General features: G+C 72.0%; 16 protein-coding genes. 11 read left to right on the top strand and 5 right to left on the bottom strand.

The features are described 5' to 3' along the window. Positions 1 to 688, top strand: a 688-nt coding sequence (locus ETD85_RS63480) for an FAD/NAD(P)-binding protein (protein ID WP_420847264.1), incomplete at its 5' end; no start/stop codon positions are given. A gap of 42 nt (positions 689 to 730) precedes the next feature. Here ETD85_RS63480 and ETD85_RS33870 read toward each other — a convergent pair. After that, entirely contained in the window at positions 731 to 1,192 is a 462-nt protein-coding gene (locus tag ETD85_RS33870; protein ID WP_170246980.1) for a MarR family winged helix-turn-helix transcriptional regulator, read from the bottom strand. 92 nt (positions 1,193 to 1,284) lie between these two features. Between ETD85_RS33870 and ETD85_RS33865 the strand changes: the two genes are divergently transcribed. From ETD85_RS33865 to ETD85_RS33835, 7 genes are all read left to right on the top strand, one after another. Beyond that, positions 1,285 to 2,187, top strand: a complete 903-nt coding sequence (locus ETD85_RS33865; RefSeq protein WP_240779609.1) for an alpha/beta hydrolase — start codon at positions 1,285 to 1,287, stop codon at positions 2,185 to 2,187. Beyond that, complete coding sequence (locus ETD85_RS33860) at positions 2,184 to 3,599, top strand: FAD-binding oxidoreductase (protein ID WP_138693890.1); 1,416 nt, start codon at positions 2,184 to 2,186, stop codon at positions 3,597 to 3,599. Before ETD85_RS33865 ends, ETD85_RS33860 begins: the two co-directional genes overlap by 4 nt. A gap of 99 nt (positions 3,600 to 3,698) precedes the next feature. Beyond that, positions 3,699 to 4,559: an SDR family NAD(P)-dependent oxidoreductase gene (locus ETD85_RS33855; protein ID WP_138693889.1), complete on the top strand. Its 861-nt coding sequence runs from the start codon at positions 3,699 to 3,701 to the stop codon at positions 4,557 to 4,559. 152 nt (positions 4,560 to 4,711) lie between these two features. Continuing rightward, positions 4,712 to 5,323 (top strand): HAD family hydrolase, encoded by a 612-nt coding sequence (locus tag ETD85_RS33850; RefSeq protein WP_138693888.1) that lies wholly within the window; start codon positions 4,712 to 4,714, stop codon positions 5,321 to 5,323. Then, entirely contained in the window at positions 5,320 to 5,583 is a 264-nt protein-coding gene (locus tag ETD85_RS33845; protein WP_138693887.1) for a nucleoside hydrolase, read from the top strand. The genes ETD85_RS33850 and ETD85_RS33845 overlap by 4 nt, the downstream gene beginning before the upstream one ends. Before the next feature lie 347 nt (positions 5,584 to 5,930). Then, the gene (locus tag ETD85_RS33840) at positions 5,931 to 6,470 is read left to right on the top strand and encodes a GNAT family N-acetyltransferase (protein ID WP_170246979.1); all 540 of its coding nucleotides are present in this window, start codon (positions 5,931 to 5,933) and stop codon (positions 6,468 to 6,470) included. A gap of 39 nt (positions 6,471 to 6,509) precedes the next feature. After that, a complete protein-coding gene (locus ETD85_RS33835; protein WP_138693885.1) occupies positions 6,510 to 7,100 on the top strand; it encodes a helix-turn-helix domain-containing protein in 591 nt (196 codons plus the stop codon). 47 nt (positions 7,101 to 7,147) lie between these two features. Here the strand turns inward: ETD85_RS33835 and ETD85_RS33830 are convergent, their stop codons facing one another. After that, on the bottom strand, positions 7,148 to 7,729 hold the full coding sequence (locus tag ETD85_RS33830; RefSeq protein WP_138693884.1) for a helix-turn-helix domain-containing protein: 582 nt from the start codon (positions 7,727 to 7,729) through the stop codon (positions 7,148 to 7,150). A gap of 46 nt (positions 7,730 to 7,775) precedes the next feature. Between ETD85_RS33830 and ETD85_RS33825 the strand changes: the two genes are divergently transcribed. Beyond that, positions 7,776 to 8,294 (top strand): GNAT family N-acetyltransferase, encoded by a 519-nt coding sequence (locus ETD85_RS33825; RefSeq protein ID WP_138693883.1) that lies wholly within the window; start codon positions 7,776 to 7,778, stop codon positions 8,292 to 8,294. A 15-nt stretch (positions 8,295 to 8,309) separates the two neighbouring features. On the opposite strand, the gene ETD85_RS33820 is transcribed toward ETD85_RS33825, so the two are convergent. Beyond that, positions 8,310 to 8,765, bottom strand: a complete 456-nt coding sequence (locus tag ETD85_RS33820; RefSeq protein WP_138693882.1) for a GNAT family N-acetyltransferase — start codon at positions 8,763 to 8,765, stop codon at positions 8,310 to 8,312. A gap of 156 nt (positions 8,766 to 8,921) precedes the next feature. Here ETD85_RS33820 and ETD85_RS33815 point away from each other — a divergent pair, with 156 nt between their 5' ends. Continuing rightward, the gene (locus tag ETD85_RS33815; RefSeq protein WP_138693881.1) at positions 8,922 to 10,220 is read left to right on the top strand and encodes a family 4 glycosyl hydrolase; all 1,299 of its coding nucleotides are present in this window, start codon (positions 8,922 to 8,924) and stop codon (positions 10,218 to 10,220) included. Positions 10,221 to 10,228: 8 nt separating this feature from the next. Continuing rightward, a complete protein-coding gene (locus ETD85_RS33810; protein ID WP_206058897.1) occupies positions 10,229 to 11,008 on the top strand; it encodes a DeoR/GlpR family DNA-binding transcription regulator in 780 nt (259 codons plus the stop codon). A 65-nt stretch (positions 11,009 to 11,073) separates the two neighbouring features. Here the strand turns inward: ETD85_RS33810 and melA are convergent, their stop codons facing one another. Next, on the bottom strand, positions 11,074 to 12,342 hold the full coding sequence (melA, locus tag ETD85_RS33805; protein ID WP_138693879.1) for an alpha-glucosidase/alpha-galactosidase: 1,269 nt from the start codon (positions 12,340 to 12,342) through the stop codon (positions 11,074 to 11,076). After that, positions 12,339 to 13,256: a carbohydrate kinase family protein gene (locus tag ETD85_RS33800; protein WP_206058896.1), complete on the bottom strand. Its 918-nt coding sequence runs from the start codon at positions 13,254 to 13,256 to the stop codon at positions 12,339 to 12,341. The genes melA and ETD85_RS33800 overlap by 4 nt, the downstream gene beginning before the upstream one ends. Positions 13,257 to 13,273 lie beyond the last annotated feature (17 nt).

Here is a 13,273-nt window from a genome sequence, read left to right as displayed (position 1 = left end):
GCCCAGCCCCGCCTCGCCCATCCCCGTGGCCCTTCCCGGCGGGACGCTGCGGGTCGCGGACCTGCTGGCCGCCGCGCGGCGGGCCGTACGCGACAGCGACGGCGACTGGCAGGGCGTCGTCGAGGGCCTGCGCCCGCACGCCCAGGCGCTGTGGCGGCGGCTCGGCCCGGACGAGCGGCGGCTGTTCCTGCGGCGGGTGGCGCGCTACTGGGAGATCCACCGCCATCGCATCCCGCCCGCCTCCGCGGCCGCCATCGACGACCTGCGAGCCGGCGGGCGGCTGCGGCTGCTGCGCGGCACCCTGGCCGAGGCCGAGCCCACCGGCGGCGGCCTGCGCGTCCGCGCCGACCTGGACGGCACCATGACCGACCTCGACGTCGGCTGGCTGGTCAACGCCACCGGGCCCGGCGGCGACGTCACCACCGACCCCTTCCTCGCGAGCCTCATCACCGCGGGGACGGCCCGGCCCGACCCCTTCCGGCTCGGCCTCGACGCCGGCCCGGACGGCGCGGTGCTGGACGCGGCCGGGCGGCCGAGCGAACGCCTGTTCGCTCTCGGCCCCCTGCTGCGCGGCACCCTGTACGAGACGACCGCCGTGCCGGAGATCCGCGCCCAGGCGGCGGCTCTCGCCCCACGCCTCCTCGCGGCGGCGACATCCCGAATCGCGCGCTCGCAGCCCGTGGCGTAGTGGGCGCACCCCACCTGGCCGGCGGCTCGGGTCTTCGAGGCGCTAACCGTTCTCGAGGGCGATGACCTCTTCCAGGGCGCGCCGCAGCAGGGCGACCTGGTCCCCGCCGAGATGCCGTGACCAGCGCCGCTCGATGTCCGCGAGGATCCGGCCGGCGGCGAGCTGGGCCGCCGCGCCCTGGTCGGTGAGCCGGATGATCTTCGCCCGGCGGTCGCCCGCGTCGGGCACCCGCTCGACGTAACCGTGCTCCTCCAGCTCGCTGACCAGTTCGCCGATCGCCTGCTTGGTGAGCCCGGCGCGTTCGGCGAGCGTGGTCAGGCGCGAGCCTTCGGCGTCGACGAACCGGAAGACGGCGCCGTGCACGTACCGGATCCCCTCGAACCCCTCGTCGGCCAGCCGTTCGTGGAGTCGCCCGATCGCGATGTCCTTGGCCTGCGTGAGCAGGGTGGGGAGCGGCACGTCGGGCTCGTCCTGCCGCCCGTGCGCCCCGGATCGCGTCGTCATCCCGCAGCCCTTCTCCCAAGCCATGTCGTCAGGCGGCTTGACTATATCAGCAGGCATGTTAAGGTCACCTGACTGTCAGGTAGCTTGACTAATTGCGGGAGGACGAGATGCCCAGCCTCGCCGAACAGCGCGAGCAGTTCGCAACCCTGCTCACCAGACCCCTGCCTCCGGACGTCCGCTCCTCGGCCACCACGCTCGGCGGGCGGCCCGCACTGGAACTGCGGGTCGAGACGCCCGGCACGGCAGGACAGGACGTGCTGCTCTATTTCCACGGCGGCGGCTTCGTGGTCGGGGCGGCCCGCGTCCCCGCCCACCTCACCGTCGCGCTGCTGCGCCACCTCGACGGCCGGGCGCTCTCGCTCGACTACCGGCTCGCCCCGGAACATCCGTTCCCGGCCGCACCCGATGACTGCCTGGCGGCCTACCGCGAGCTGCTGGACTCCGGCGCCGACCCCCGGCGCCTGGTGATCGCGGGCGACTCGGCCGGTGCCGCCCTGGCCGTCGTCACCATGACGCGCGCCCGCGAGGCGGGCCTGCCGCTGCCTGCGGCGGCGGTGCTGTTCTCGCCGGTCACCGATCTGACCCTCAGCGGCGCGAGCCTGCAGTCCAAGGACGGGATCGACCCGATCTTCACCCGGGCCGAGCTCGAGTGGTACTTCGCCCAGTACGTCCCGGACGGCGACAGGTCGGCGCCCGGAGCGAGCCCGCTCTTCGCCGACCTCACCGGGCTGCCGCCCCTGCTGATCCAGGTCGGTTCGAGCGAGGTACTGCTGGATGACGCCGTACGGCTGGCCGGGCGGGCCGGGGCCGACGAGGTGGCGGTGACCTTGGAGGTGGCTCCGGGCCGGCCGCACGTGTTCCAGCTCACCGAATCGGCCGAAGCGGCGGCGGCACTGGATCGGGCCGGCCGGTTCCTGGCCTCCTGGCTCCCCGATGGCGAAGCACCGGCCAGGTCACCTCAGGCCGGCTCCGACACCGACAAGGACGGACGATGACCCGTTTCAACACCTCCACCGTCAGCGCCGCGGAGATCGAGGCGTTGACCAGGCAGATCACCGGCCCGGTCCTGGCGCCCGGGGACGACCGGTACGACGCCGAGCGCGCCGGATTCCAGACCGCCCGCCGGCACCGCCCCGACCTGGTGGTGGGCGCCACCGGACCCGCCGACGTGCGGGCGGCGGTGACGTACGCGGGCAGCCGCGGGCTTGCGGTGGCGGTGCAGGCCACCGGGCACGCCTCGGCCGCCGTCGCCGCCGAGGGCGGCGTGCTGATCACCACCTCCCGGATGAGCGCCGTCCGGATGGACGCCGAGACCCGCACCGCCTGGGTGGCCGCGGGGACGCGGTGGGATCAGGTGATCCGCGAGGCGCAGCCGGCCGGGCTGGCGCCCCTGTCCGGCTCGGCCCCGCACCTGGGCGCCGTCTCCTACACTCTCGGCGGCGGCCTGGCCCTGCTGTCCCGCGGGTACGGCTACGCCGCTGACCACGTACGCCGCCTTGAGGTCGTCACGGCGGACGGCCGGCTGCGGCACGTCGCCCACGACTCCGAACCGGACCTGTTCTGGGCCCTGCGCGGCGGCCGGGACAACTTCGGCGTGGTGACCGCGATGGAGATCGAGCTGTTTCCGGTCACCACGCTCTACGGCGGGGCGCTGGTCTTCCCCGCCGGCAAGGCCGCCGAGGTGTTCGGCGCCTACCTGCGATGGGCCGCCACCATGCCCGAGACGATGAACTCCTCGGTGGCGCTGATCTCCCTGCCGGACGTCCCGGCGATCCCCGAGCCGTTACGCGGCCGGCACACCGTCCATGTCCGCATCGCCTGCGCGACCGGCGACCCGGAGACCGGTGAGCGCCTGGTGGCGCCGCTGCGGGCCATCGGCGCCATCAGCGACACCGTCGGCGAGCTGGCCTACGCCGAAGCCGGGTCGATCTACAACGACCCCGTCGTCCCGGGGGCGTTCGAGGCGGACACCGCGATGCTGGGCGAGCTCGACGCCGCCGCCGTACGGGCCGTCCTCGACCTGGCCGGCCCGCACGAGCCGGTGCCGCACATCGTCGAGCTGCGCCACCTGGGCGGACGGCTCGCCCATCCGCCCGCCGTGGACAACGCCGTCGGCAACCGCGACGCGCGCTACCTGTTCAACGTCGTCTCCCGCCTGGAACGCGCCGATCTCGCCGAGATCCGGCCGGCGCACGCGCGCGTGATCGAGGCGGTCGCGCCCTGGAGCACCGGCGGCCGGTTCCTCAACTTCATGAACGGCGCGAACGGCGCCGCGCGGGTGCCGTCCGCGTACGACGCCGCGGCCTACCGGCGGCTGACCGGTATCAAAGCCATCTACGACCCGGAAAACATCTTCCGATCGAACCACAACATCCCTCCCGTCGAAGGCCGGACGGGATCGCGGTGACGTCGTGGGCCCGGAGGCGGCATCGCCGCTGTGTCGGGCCGGCCAGAGCCGTCACGTGGACTTGCGTTCGAGCGCGCTCGAACGCCTAGCGTTGCCGCCATGACGAAGCAGACATGGATCATCACCGGCGCGTCTCGTGGATTCGGGCGCGCCATGGCGGAGTGGGCGCTTTCGGCGGGCGACAACGTGGTGGCGGCGGTGCGCCGGCCCGAGAGCATGGCCGACCTCGCGGCCGGCTACCCGGACACCTGCCTGGTCGCGACGTTCGACGTCCGGGACACCGCGGCGGCGGAGGGCCTCGTGCGGGACACGATCGATCGCTTCGGCCGGCTCGACGTTCTCGTCAACAACGCCGGTCGGGCCCTGGTCGGCGCGGTCGAGGAGGTCAGCGACACGCAGCTGCGCGAGCTGATGGATCTGCACCTGTTCGGCCCCGCCGCGCTCGTCCGCGCCGCCCTGCCCGCGATGCGCGCCCAGGGCGCCGGGACCATTGTGCAGATGAGCAGCCAGGGCGGGCGGACGTCGTTCCCCGGCGTGTCGGCCTACTCCGCCTCGAAGTTCGCCCTTGAGGGCTGGTCCGAAGCCCTGGCCGGGGAGGTCGCGCCGTTCGGGATCCGCGTGGTCATCGTCGAGCCCAGCCGGTTCAGGACCGGCTTCCACGCCACCGACGTGCTCGAGTTCACCGCGGCCTCGCCGGACTACGAGGACGTGCTCGCCGCCGTCCGCGCGGACATGGCCGGGGTGGACGGCCGCCAGGAAGGCGACCCGGCGCGGGCGGCGGAGATCATCGGCTCGCTGGCGCACGGTGACGTGGTCCCGCTGCGGCTGGCGCTCGGGCGCGAGGCGGTCCAGCGCATCGCGGGCGCCTACCGGCGCGGCCTGGAGGAGGTCGAGCAGTGGGCCGAGACATCCCGCAGCGCCGACTTCGCCGATGTCCCGGCCTCGGTCCGCCCGGTCTGAGGCGTCGCGTTCCCCCGGAGCAGCGAGACGAAGATCGCCGGGGCGGCGCGCAGATTAGCGCGGTATCCCAAAACAAGGGATATTGTCCCAAATATGAGATCCTTGAAGAGAGCAGCATCTCAGATCCGAGCCGCGGCGGGCGAGGTCGCCGCGTGAGTCGCCGGCACCTGGTCCTCGACCTGGGCGGCGTGCTGTTCCACTTCGACCACGCCCGTCGTTTGCAGCACATGGCCGGCGTCTTCGCGCTCCCCGCGGACCGGATCGACGAGCTGCTGTGGCGGTCCGGGTTCAGCGCCGACTGCGACGCGGGCAAGCACCCGCACCCGGCAGAGATCCGGCGGCACATCCGGGCCGTCACCGGCTTCACCGGCAGCGACGATCACCTCGACGCCGCCTGGTGCAGCGCCTTCCAACCGGACCACGCCGTCCGTGAGGCGCTGGACCAGCACCGCGGCGCACGGCCGGTGGCACTGTTCACGAACAACGGCCCGCTGGAGGAAGAGGCGCTGCCCCGGCTCCACCCCACCATGTTCGACGGCTTCGATCACCTGCTGTTCAGCCATCGTCTCGGACACCGCAAGCCGGCCCCGGCCGCCTTCGAGGCCGCCTCGCAACGACTCGGTGCCGCTCCCGGCGACATCCTGTTCATCGACGACAGCCCCGCCAACGTCGACGCCGCACGCGCCGCAGGCTGGACCGCCGTGCGCTTCCGGGGGGCGGAAACCCTGAGCCAAGTACTGATCAGCACGAAAGAACCGCGATGACGGACCTGATTCTCGACGTGGACACCGGCGTGGACGACGCCCTGGCCCTGCTCTTCGCCGTACGCCATCCGGACCTGCGGCTGCGCGCGGTGAGCTGCGTGGCCGGCAACGCCGGGCTCGATCAGGTCGTGCGCAACACGCTGAAGGTGCTGGACGCCGCCGGGGCGCCGGACGTACCGGTGGGCGCGGGGGCCACCCGCCCCCTCATCGAGCGGGCCCGCGACGCCGGCCACATCCACGGCGCCGACGGGACGGGCTGAGCACCGAGCGGTTGCCGGTGCGCGTGGAGCTCGCGCCCGGGCACAGCCGGGGGCAGACGCTGGTGGACCGACGCACGCCGGTGACCTGACCACCAGGAAGACCGGATTCCGCCAGGAGTGTCCCGCATCGCCCGTGCTACGCTCGCCCCGGTCCGGCGGACCGATCCTGCACGTCAGCGCTCCCCCAAGTGCTGGGGACCCTGATGATCCTGGAGATCACGTGAACAACCATCCGGGTGTCCCGGGCACGGCGCGGAAGGTGCCGCGCATCTCGGTCGCGCGATGCGTGCCCGCATACGAGAGCGCTCATGTCCGCCTCGGCTGATCGCCCCGGGACTCACGGGAGGATGCCGGGCGTCGGGCACGAGAGCGTGACCGTACGCCGGCTCGGAGTCGAGGACGCGGCGCAATACCGGATGTTTCGCCTGGAGGCGTTGCGAACCGCCCCCACGGCGTTCACCTCCCATTACGAGGAGGAGAGCGCCAAGCCGCTGTCGGTGACGATCGAACGGCTGGCCGCCGCCGGGCGGCCGGACGACGCGGTGATCGGCGCGTTCGATGCGGGCCGGCTCGTCGGCATCGCCGGGCTGTCGGTCCCCCGCCGTCAGCAGGAGCGCCACAAAGCCACATTGTTCGGCATGGCGGTCGCGCCGCACGCCGCCGGCCGCGGCATCGGCAAGGCCCTGGTCCAGCGGATCCTGCGGATCGCCGCGGCCACGGACGGGCTGGCCCAGGTCGGCCTCACCGTGTCCGAGGGCAACCTGCCCGCCGAGCGTCTCTACCGCTCATGCGGCTTCGAGGTGTGGGGGCGCGAGCCTCGGGCGGTCATCATCGGCGGACAGGCCATCGCCAAGCTGCACATGGTTCGCATGCTCGACTCAGCATGACCTGGAACGCCGTCTCAGATCAGGGATAGAGTCCCTGATGTGAGAGCCGCTGAGGAGAAGGGGCCGCAGAGCCCCGACCACGTGGAGGCCCGCCTGGCCGGCCGCCTCGCCGAGCTGCGGGTGGAGCGCGGCTGGTCGCTGGACGAGGTGGCGCAGCAGACGGGCGTGAGCCGTTCGACCCTGTCGCGGCTGGAGCACGCGCAGATCAGCCCCACGGCGGCGGTGCTGGGCAAGCTGTGCGGAGCGTACGGGCGGACGATGTCGCAGCTGCTGGCCGAGGTGGAGTCGGAGCCCCCGCAACTGGTGCGATCCAACCGGCAGCTGGTGTGGCGGGACGAGGAAGCGGGTTTCACCCGGCGGTCGGTGTCCCCGCCCCACCCCGGGCTGAAGGGCGAGATCCTCGAAGGCTTCCTGCGGCCGGGCGCGGACATCCCCTACGACAGGCCGCCCGTGCCGGGCCTGGAGCAGCACATCTGGATACTCGACGGCACGTTGCAGGTCACCGTGGACGGCGACGCGCACGAGCTCCAGGCAGGAGACTGCCTGCGGTTCCGGTTGTACGGGCCTACGCGGTTCCGCAACCCCGGACCCGATCCGGTCCGCTACACCATCATGATCATCCTGCCGTGAAGGGCGACCTCGCGCCGTTCACCCGACCGCCCGCGTCGTGAAGCGGGTTACCGGGTGCGTGGCTGGGCCGCGCGGGGCCGCATGATGAGCGCGGCGACGTAATAGCTGCACGGCTCAGGGCCCGCGTTGGCATAGGCATGGGTGACATCCGCGGCGAAGTAGGCCGAGTCGCCCGCGTTCAGCTCAACAGCCCTGTCGCCGATCGTCAGCCGGAGGGTGCCGGACTCGACGACGATGTACTCGTGGGAGCCTGGCGCGTACGCCGGGAACTGGCCGGCGTCGCAACCCGGCGGCAGGCTCGTACGGATCCATTCGAAATTCACCCCCGGCACGACCGGGGAGACGATCGTCCGCCGCCACCCACCGGGCTCATCGACGCTGTCCTGGTCGGCGGCGCGGCGCACGATGACCCGATTATCCTCGGGCTGGGCGATGAGATCGACGAGAGCGACGCTGAGACCGTCGGCGATGCGCGCGAGAACCGCGATCGTGGGCACCTTCCGCCCGCGCTCGACCGAGGACAGCATGCTCACGCTCACCTCGGCCGCGTCCGCCAGCTGCTGAAGGGTCAGGCTCCGGTCGTGCCGCAGGAGCTGAATGTGCCTGCCCAAGGCCACGAGATCCAGCATTCCTCTATAATAACGATTGATTTCACTATAGAGAAATGAGGTCGTCGTGACAGCCCCCGAGACGATCATCCGCCCCGCGCTCCCCGCGGATCTCAAGGACGTGGCCGAGATCTTCGCGCACTACGTCGCCCACACCGTGATCACCTTCGAGGAAACCCCGCCACCGGTCGCCGACTGGCAGCGGCGACTCGACGACCTCACCGCCCTGGGGGCGCCGTTCCTGGTCGCCGAACGATCCGGTGGCGTGGCCGGATACGCCTACGCCGGGCCGTGGCGTCCCAAGCCGGCCTACCGCCACACGGTGGAGAACTCGATCTACCTGGCTCCCGGCCTCACCGGCAAGGGGCTGGGAAGTGCCCTGCTCGGCGCCCTGATAGACCGGTGCGCGACGGCGGACTTCCGCCGGATGATCGCCGTCATCGCGGACAGCGGCAGCCATGCCTCGGTCGCGCTGCATGAGCGATTCGGCTTCACCCATGTCGGGCGGCTGACCGGCGTCGGCTACAAGCACGGCCGCTCGGTCGACACGCTGCTCATGCAGCGAGCCCTGGCAACAGGCCGATGAGCCTGGGAGCCGCCCTCAGAGAAGCCGGGTCATGAACACGCTGTTCACGTCATGCCGGTAGTCCGCGAAGGGCTCGCAGTAGCCGAACCCGAACCTCTCGTACAGCTTCCTGGCGGGAAGGAAGAATTCGTCCGCGCCGGTCTCGAGGCTCAGCCGGGTGAATCCGATGCCCTTGGCCTCGGCGATGATGTGCTCCAGCAGGAGGGACGCGATCCCGCTGCGCTTGCGGGCCGAGGCGGTGCGCATCGACTTCAGCTCGGCGTGAGCCGCGTCCAGCCTCTTGATCGCGCCGCAGCCGACCACCGACCCGCCGTCCCTCGCCGACCAGAACGTGACCTCGGGTCTGCGGAGCCCGTCGAGGTCGAGCGCGTGCACGCTCTCCGGCGGCGTGATGGACCGCATCTCCTGGAGGTGCTCGTTGAGAAACTCGGCGATCTCCGGGCCGGACAGGTCGTCCACCACGATGTTCATCTCACTCCCCTCAATATCCCATATATGAGCATATAGTCCCACATGCGGGAATAACGGCGGCACCGGGCCGGCTCTCGCCGATCGCCGGGAAACGGGGCAAAAACCGGCCGCAGCAGCCCGGACCGGCAGGTCTTCGCAGCGTGCGATACTTCGTTGATGGCGCGGATCGTCTTCATCGGGGTCGGTGACGTAGAGCTGACGCGGCGCGTCCTGTCCGCCCTGGTGCTCGTCCCCGAGCTCCGCGGCGAGCTGGAGATCGTGCTGTACGACGACGATCCCGGCCGGCTGGCGACCGCCGAGACGCTCGTGCGCGCGATCGACGCCGAGGCCAGGTCCGCGGCGAAGATCCGCAGCACCTTCGAGCGGCGGCACGCGCTGCGCGGCGCCGACTTCGTCGTCAGCGATCTCGACGTCGGCGGGTTCGAGGCGACGCTGCGCGACTTCGAGATCCCCCACCGCTACGGCCTGCGCCAGACGCTCGGCGACACCATCGGCATCGGCGGGGTGTTCCGCGGCCTGCGCACGATCCCCGTGCTGGTGCGCCTGGCGGAGGAGATGGCCGCCGAATGCCCCGACGCCTGGCTGCTGAGCTGCAGCGACCCGATGGCGATGACGGGCTGGGCGGTGCAGGAGGCCACGGGCCTGGAGCGCTTCGCCGGGCTGTGCCACGCGGTCTGCGACACGCACGCCTACCTGGCCGACCTCGTCGGGCGCGGTCAGGACGAGGTGACGTTCCTCAGCGCCGGGCTCAACCACCAGTCGTTCGTGCTGCGCTTCGAGGCCGGCGGCCGCTCGCTCTACCCCGAGCTCGACACGGTGCTCGAGTCCGACGCGCAGCTGCGCCGGCACGTCCGGGTGGAGCTCTACCGGAAGTTCGGCCACTTCCCGACGATGTCGAGCGAGCACGCCGCCGAATACGTCCCCTGGATCATGCGGCACGCGGAGGAGACCGCCAGGCTGGGCGTCCCGGTCGAGGAATACCTGCGGCGCGTCGGCAAGAGCCTGCACCTGTACGAAGAGACCCGCCGCGCCCTGTCGGCCGGGCACTCGCTGCTCATCCGCTGGCAGCACCAGGAGCCGGCGGCGGCGATGATCCTCGCCCTGCTGACCGGCGAGGAGAAGGAGATCTACGTCAACGTGGCCAACCGCGGCCTGATCGGCAACCTGCCCGAGGGATGCTGCGTGGAGGTCCCCGCGCTGGCCGGCGCGGGCGGGCTGCGCCCCCGCGCCGTCGGCGACCTGCCCGTCCAGCTCGCCGCGCTCAACCGCACGTTCCTCAACGTGGTCGAGCTGACCGTGCGCGCGGTGCTCGACGGCGACCGCGGGCACGTCTACCACGCGGCGATGCTCGATCCGAACACGGCCGCCACGCTGACGCTGCCGCAGATCGAGGCGCTGTGCGACGATCTGATCGAGGCGCACGGCGACCTGCTGCCGGCGGCGGTCCGGGCATGATCGAGTCGATGCCGACGGAGGTCCGGCGTGAGCGCATGCTCGCGCTGCTGACCGAGCAGGAGTTCGCGCGGGTCGCGGAGCTGGCCGAGGCGTTCGGCGTGTCCAGCGTGACGGTCCGCGCCGACCTCGACGCGCTGGAGGAGCAGGGCAAAGTACGCCGGGTGCGCGGCGGCGCGGTGTCGGCCGCCCCCGCGCAGCACGTCGAGCCGTCGTTCGAGCTGTCGCTCGGCACGGCGGCGGTGGAGAAGTCGCTGATCGCGAAGGTCGCCGCGCGGCTGATCGCCTCGGGCGAGAGCGTGCTGATGGGCGCGGGCACCACGACCACGTACGTGGCCAGGGAGCTGGTGGCGCGCCCCGAGCTGATCGACGTGACGGTGTTCACCAACGGGCTGCGCACGGCGCTGGAGCTGGAGCCCGCCCTGCCCCGGCTCTCGGTCGTGGTGACCGGCGGCAGCCTGCGCCGGCAGCAGCACTCGCTGGTCGATCCGCTCGGCGGCAAGCTGCTGGAAGGCATCCGCGCCCACACCGTCATCCTGGGCTGCGGCGGCGTCGACGCGCTGGGCGGGGTGACGAACGTGAGCCTGCCCGACGCGGAGATGAAACAACGCATGCTGCGCGCCGCGACCAGGAAGATCCTGGTCGCGGACGCGTCGAAGCTGGGCGTGGTGGAGATGGCGCCGATCTGCGCCATCGGCGAGATCGACCTGTTGATCACGGGCGAGTCGGCCGACCCCGAGTGCGTGGACTCCCTGCGCGGCAAGGGGCTGGAGGTGGAGATAGCCCGCTGAGCCCGCTGAGCCCACTCAGCCCACTCAGCCCACTCAGCCCGCTGAGCGGCCCCCCGCTCGGGCGGTCAGCCGCGCAGGGCCTCCGGCAGCAGGTCGCCGTGCGCGCGGGTGAGGTCGTCGGCCAGGCGCCAGATGTCGTCGAGCGTGAGCGTGGCCGCCGTGTTGGGGTCGATCATCATGGCGTGCCGCACGTACTCGGGCCGCCCTTCGAGCGCGGCCCGCACGGTCAGCTCGTTCATGCTCATGTACGTCCGGTTGAGCGCCGCGCACTGCGGGGGCAGCGCGCCGACGGCGGTGGGCCGCACGCCGGTGGCGTCCACCACGCAGGGCACCTCGACGACGCCGCCCTGGGGCAGGTTCGAGATCAGCCCGTCGTTGACGACGTTGCCGTAGACGATGCGCGGCGTGCCGGTGACCACGCTGTGGATGATCTGCGGGGCGTACTCGTCGGTGCCGGCGATGTCGAGCTCGCCGCCGCCGCGCACGGTGTCGCGGGTGTGCTTGTACTCGCGCAGGTTCTCCTCGCTGATGCGCACGTACTCCCCCACCGGGATGCGCAGGCGCTCGATCTCGCTGTCATGGTGCATGAGCCAGGGCACGTACTCGGCGGAGTGCTCGCTGGTCTCCGTCGGGTAGTAACCGAGGCGGCGGAACATGTCCACCCGCACGCGGCGGCGCAGCTCGGGGTCGTCCACGTCCAGGCGGGGGTAGAGGTCCTCCCCGTCGCGTTCGAAGCGCAGCACCCACGCCTGGTGGTTGACGCCGGCGGCCAGGTAGGTGATCTCCTCGTACGGCACCGACACCAGCTCCGCCAGCCCGCGCATCGTCCAGTACACCGAGTGGCAGAGCCCGACCACGTTCCTGACCTTGCCGGACAGGTACCAGACGTTCATCGCCATGGGGTTGGTGTAGTTGAGCAGCAGCGCGTCGGGGCAGACGGCGGCGATGTCGGCGGCCAGCGCGTCGAGCACGGGGAACGTGCGCAGCGCGCGGAAGATCCCGCCGACGCCGATGGTGTCGGCGATGGTCTGGCGCAGCCCGTACCGGGCGGGGATCTCGAAGTCGGTGACGGTGGCGTCGTGACCGCCGACCTGGATCATGTTGATCACGAAGTCGGCGCCGTCGAGGGCCGCGCGCCGGTCGAGGTGGGCGGTGACGGTGGCCGCGTCGCCGGCGATGCGCCGGCAGACGGCCTCGGCGACCTCCAGGCGCTCGGGGTCGATGTCGTGCAGGGCCAGGTGCAGGCCGTGCAGCTCGGGGAACTTCACGAGGTCGGCGAGCAGCCCTTGGGTGAAGACGACGCTTCCCGCCCCGACGAACACGATCTTCTTCATGAGATTACTTCCTCCCAGGTGGGCTGCGCCGCGGTGCCCCCGGCGGCGCGGGTGGACAGGGTGCCGCAGGCCACGGCCACCTCCAGAGCGCGCCGCAGCTGCTGGCCGCGCAGGAGCGCGGCGAGCAGCCCGGCGTTGAAGCTGTCGCCCGCGCCGACGGCGTCGACCACCGTCGCGGGGCGCGCGGGCGCCTTGACCAGCTCGCCGTCGGCGAAGGAGAGCGCACCGTGCTCGCCGCGCTTGACGACGGGCAGGGTGCCTCTGGCCGCCAGCGCGCGCACGGCGTCCTCGATGTCGGGCTTGCCGGAGATCGCGCGGGCCTCGGCCTCGTTGGGCAGCAGCACGTCGGTGACGGGCAGCACCTCGTCCAGCCCGGCCCATAGGCCCGCCGGGTCGTCGTTGGTGTCGAGCGAGGTGGACGCGCCCGCGGCGCGGGCGGTGCGGAAGAGGCCGGGCAGGCCGGCGGCCAGCTGCGGCTGCAGGAAGAACGACGAGACGTGGACGTGCGCGGCCCGCTCGACCAGGCCGAGCGAGACGTCGGCGGCCGTAAGCCGGTCGAGGGTGCCGGAGGCGGTGAGGATCGCCCGGTCGTCGCCGTCCACCAGGATCACGGTCATGGCCGTGGGGACGGCGGGGTCGACGACGCAGCCGGAGACGTCCACACCGCCGGAGCGCAGGGCGTCCAGGACGAAGGCTCCAGCGGGATCGTCCCCCACGCGCCCGGCGAAGGCGGTGCGCAGGCCGAGGCGGGCGGCACCGTACGCGGTGATCGCGCCGGAGCCGCCGAGCACCAGGCCCGCCGCCGGGACGAGCTGCTCACGCTGGCCGAACTCGGGATGGCGAGGCGCCCCGGACACGATCACGTCCGGGTTGGCGTCGCCGACGACAAGAAGATCGAAGGTCGTTCTGGACACCACGACACGCTCCCAGG

The organism is Nonomuraea zeae, from assembly GCF_005889725.1.
In the GTDB taxonomy this organism is placed as follows: domain Bacteria; phylum Actinomycetota; class Actinomycetes; order Streptosporangiales; family Streptosporangiaceae; genus Nonomuraea; species Nonomuraea zeae.
This window is presented reverse-complemented; position numbering and strand designations above follow the sequence as displayed.

Bases quoted from the DNA above. Each gene is read 5' to 3' on its own strand.
- ETD85_RS33870 (WP_170246980.1), bottom strand. From the start codon at position 1,192: ATGACGACGCGATCCGGGGCGCACGGGCGGCAGGACGAGCCCGACGTG.
- ETD85_RS33860 (WP_138693890.1), top strand. From the start codon at position 2,184: ATGACCCGTTTCAACACCTCCACCGTCAGCGCCGCGGAGATCGAGGCG.
- ETD85_RS33855 (WP_138693889.1), top strand. From the start codon at position 3,699: ATGACGAAGCAGACATGGATCATCACCGGCGCGTCTCGTGGATTCGGG.
- ETD85_RS33845 (WP_138693887.1), top strand. From the start codon at position 5,320: ATGACGGACCTGATTCTCGACGTGGACACCGGCGTGGACGACGCCCTG.
- ETD85_RS33840 (WP_170246979.1), top strand. From the start codon at position 5,931: ATGCCGGGCGTCGGGCACGAGAGCGTGACCGTACGCCGGCTCGGAGTC.
- ETD85_RS33830 (WP_138693884.1), bottom strand. From the start codon at position 7,729: ATGCTGGATCTCGTGGCCTTGGGCAGGCACATTCAGCTCCTGCGGCAC.
- ETD85_RS33820 (WP_138693882.1), bottom strand. From the start codon at position 8,765: ATGAACATCGTGGTGGACGACCTGTCCGGCCCGGAGATCGCCGAGTTT.
- ETD85_RS33815 (WP_138693881.1), top strand. From the start codon at position 8,922: ATGGCGCGGATCGTCTTCATCGGGGTCGGTGACGTAGAGCTGACGCGG.
- ETD85_RS33810 (WP_206058897.1), top strand. From the start codon at position 10,229: ATGCCGACGGAGGTCCGGCGTGAGCGCATGCTCGCGCTGCTGACCGAG.
- melA (WP_138693879.1), bottom strand. From the start codon at position 12,342: ATGAAGAAGATCGTGTTCGTCGGGGCGGGAAGCGTCGTCTTCACCCAA.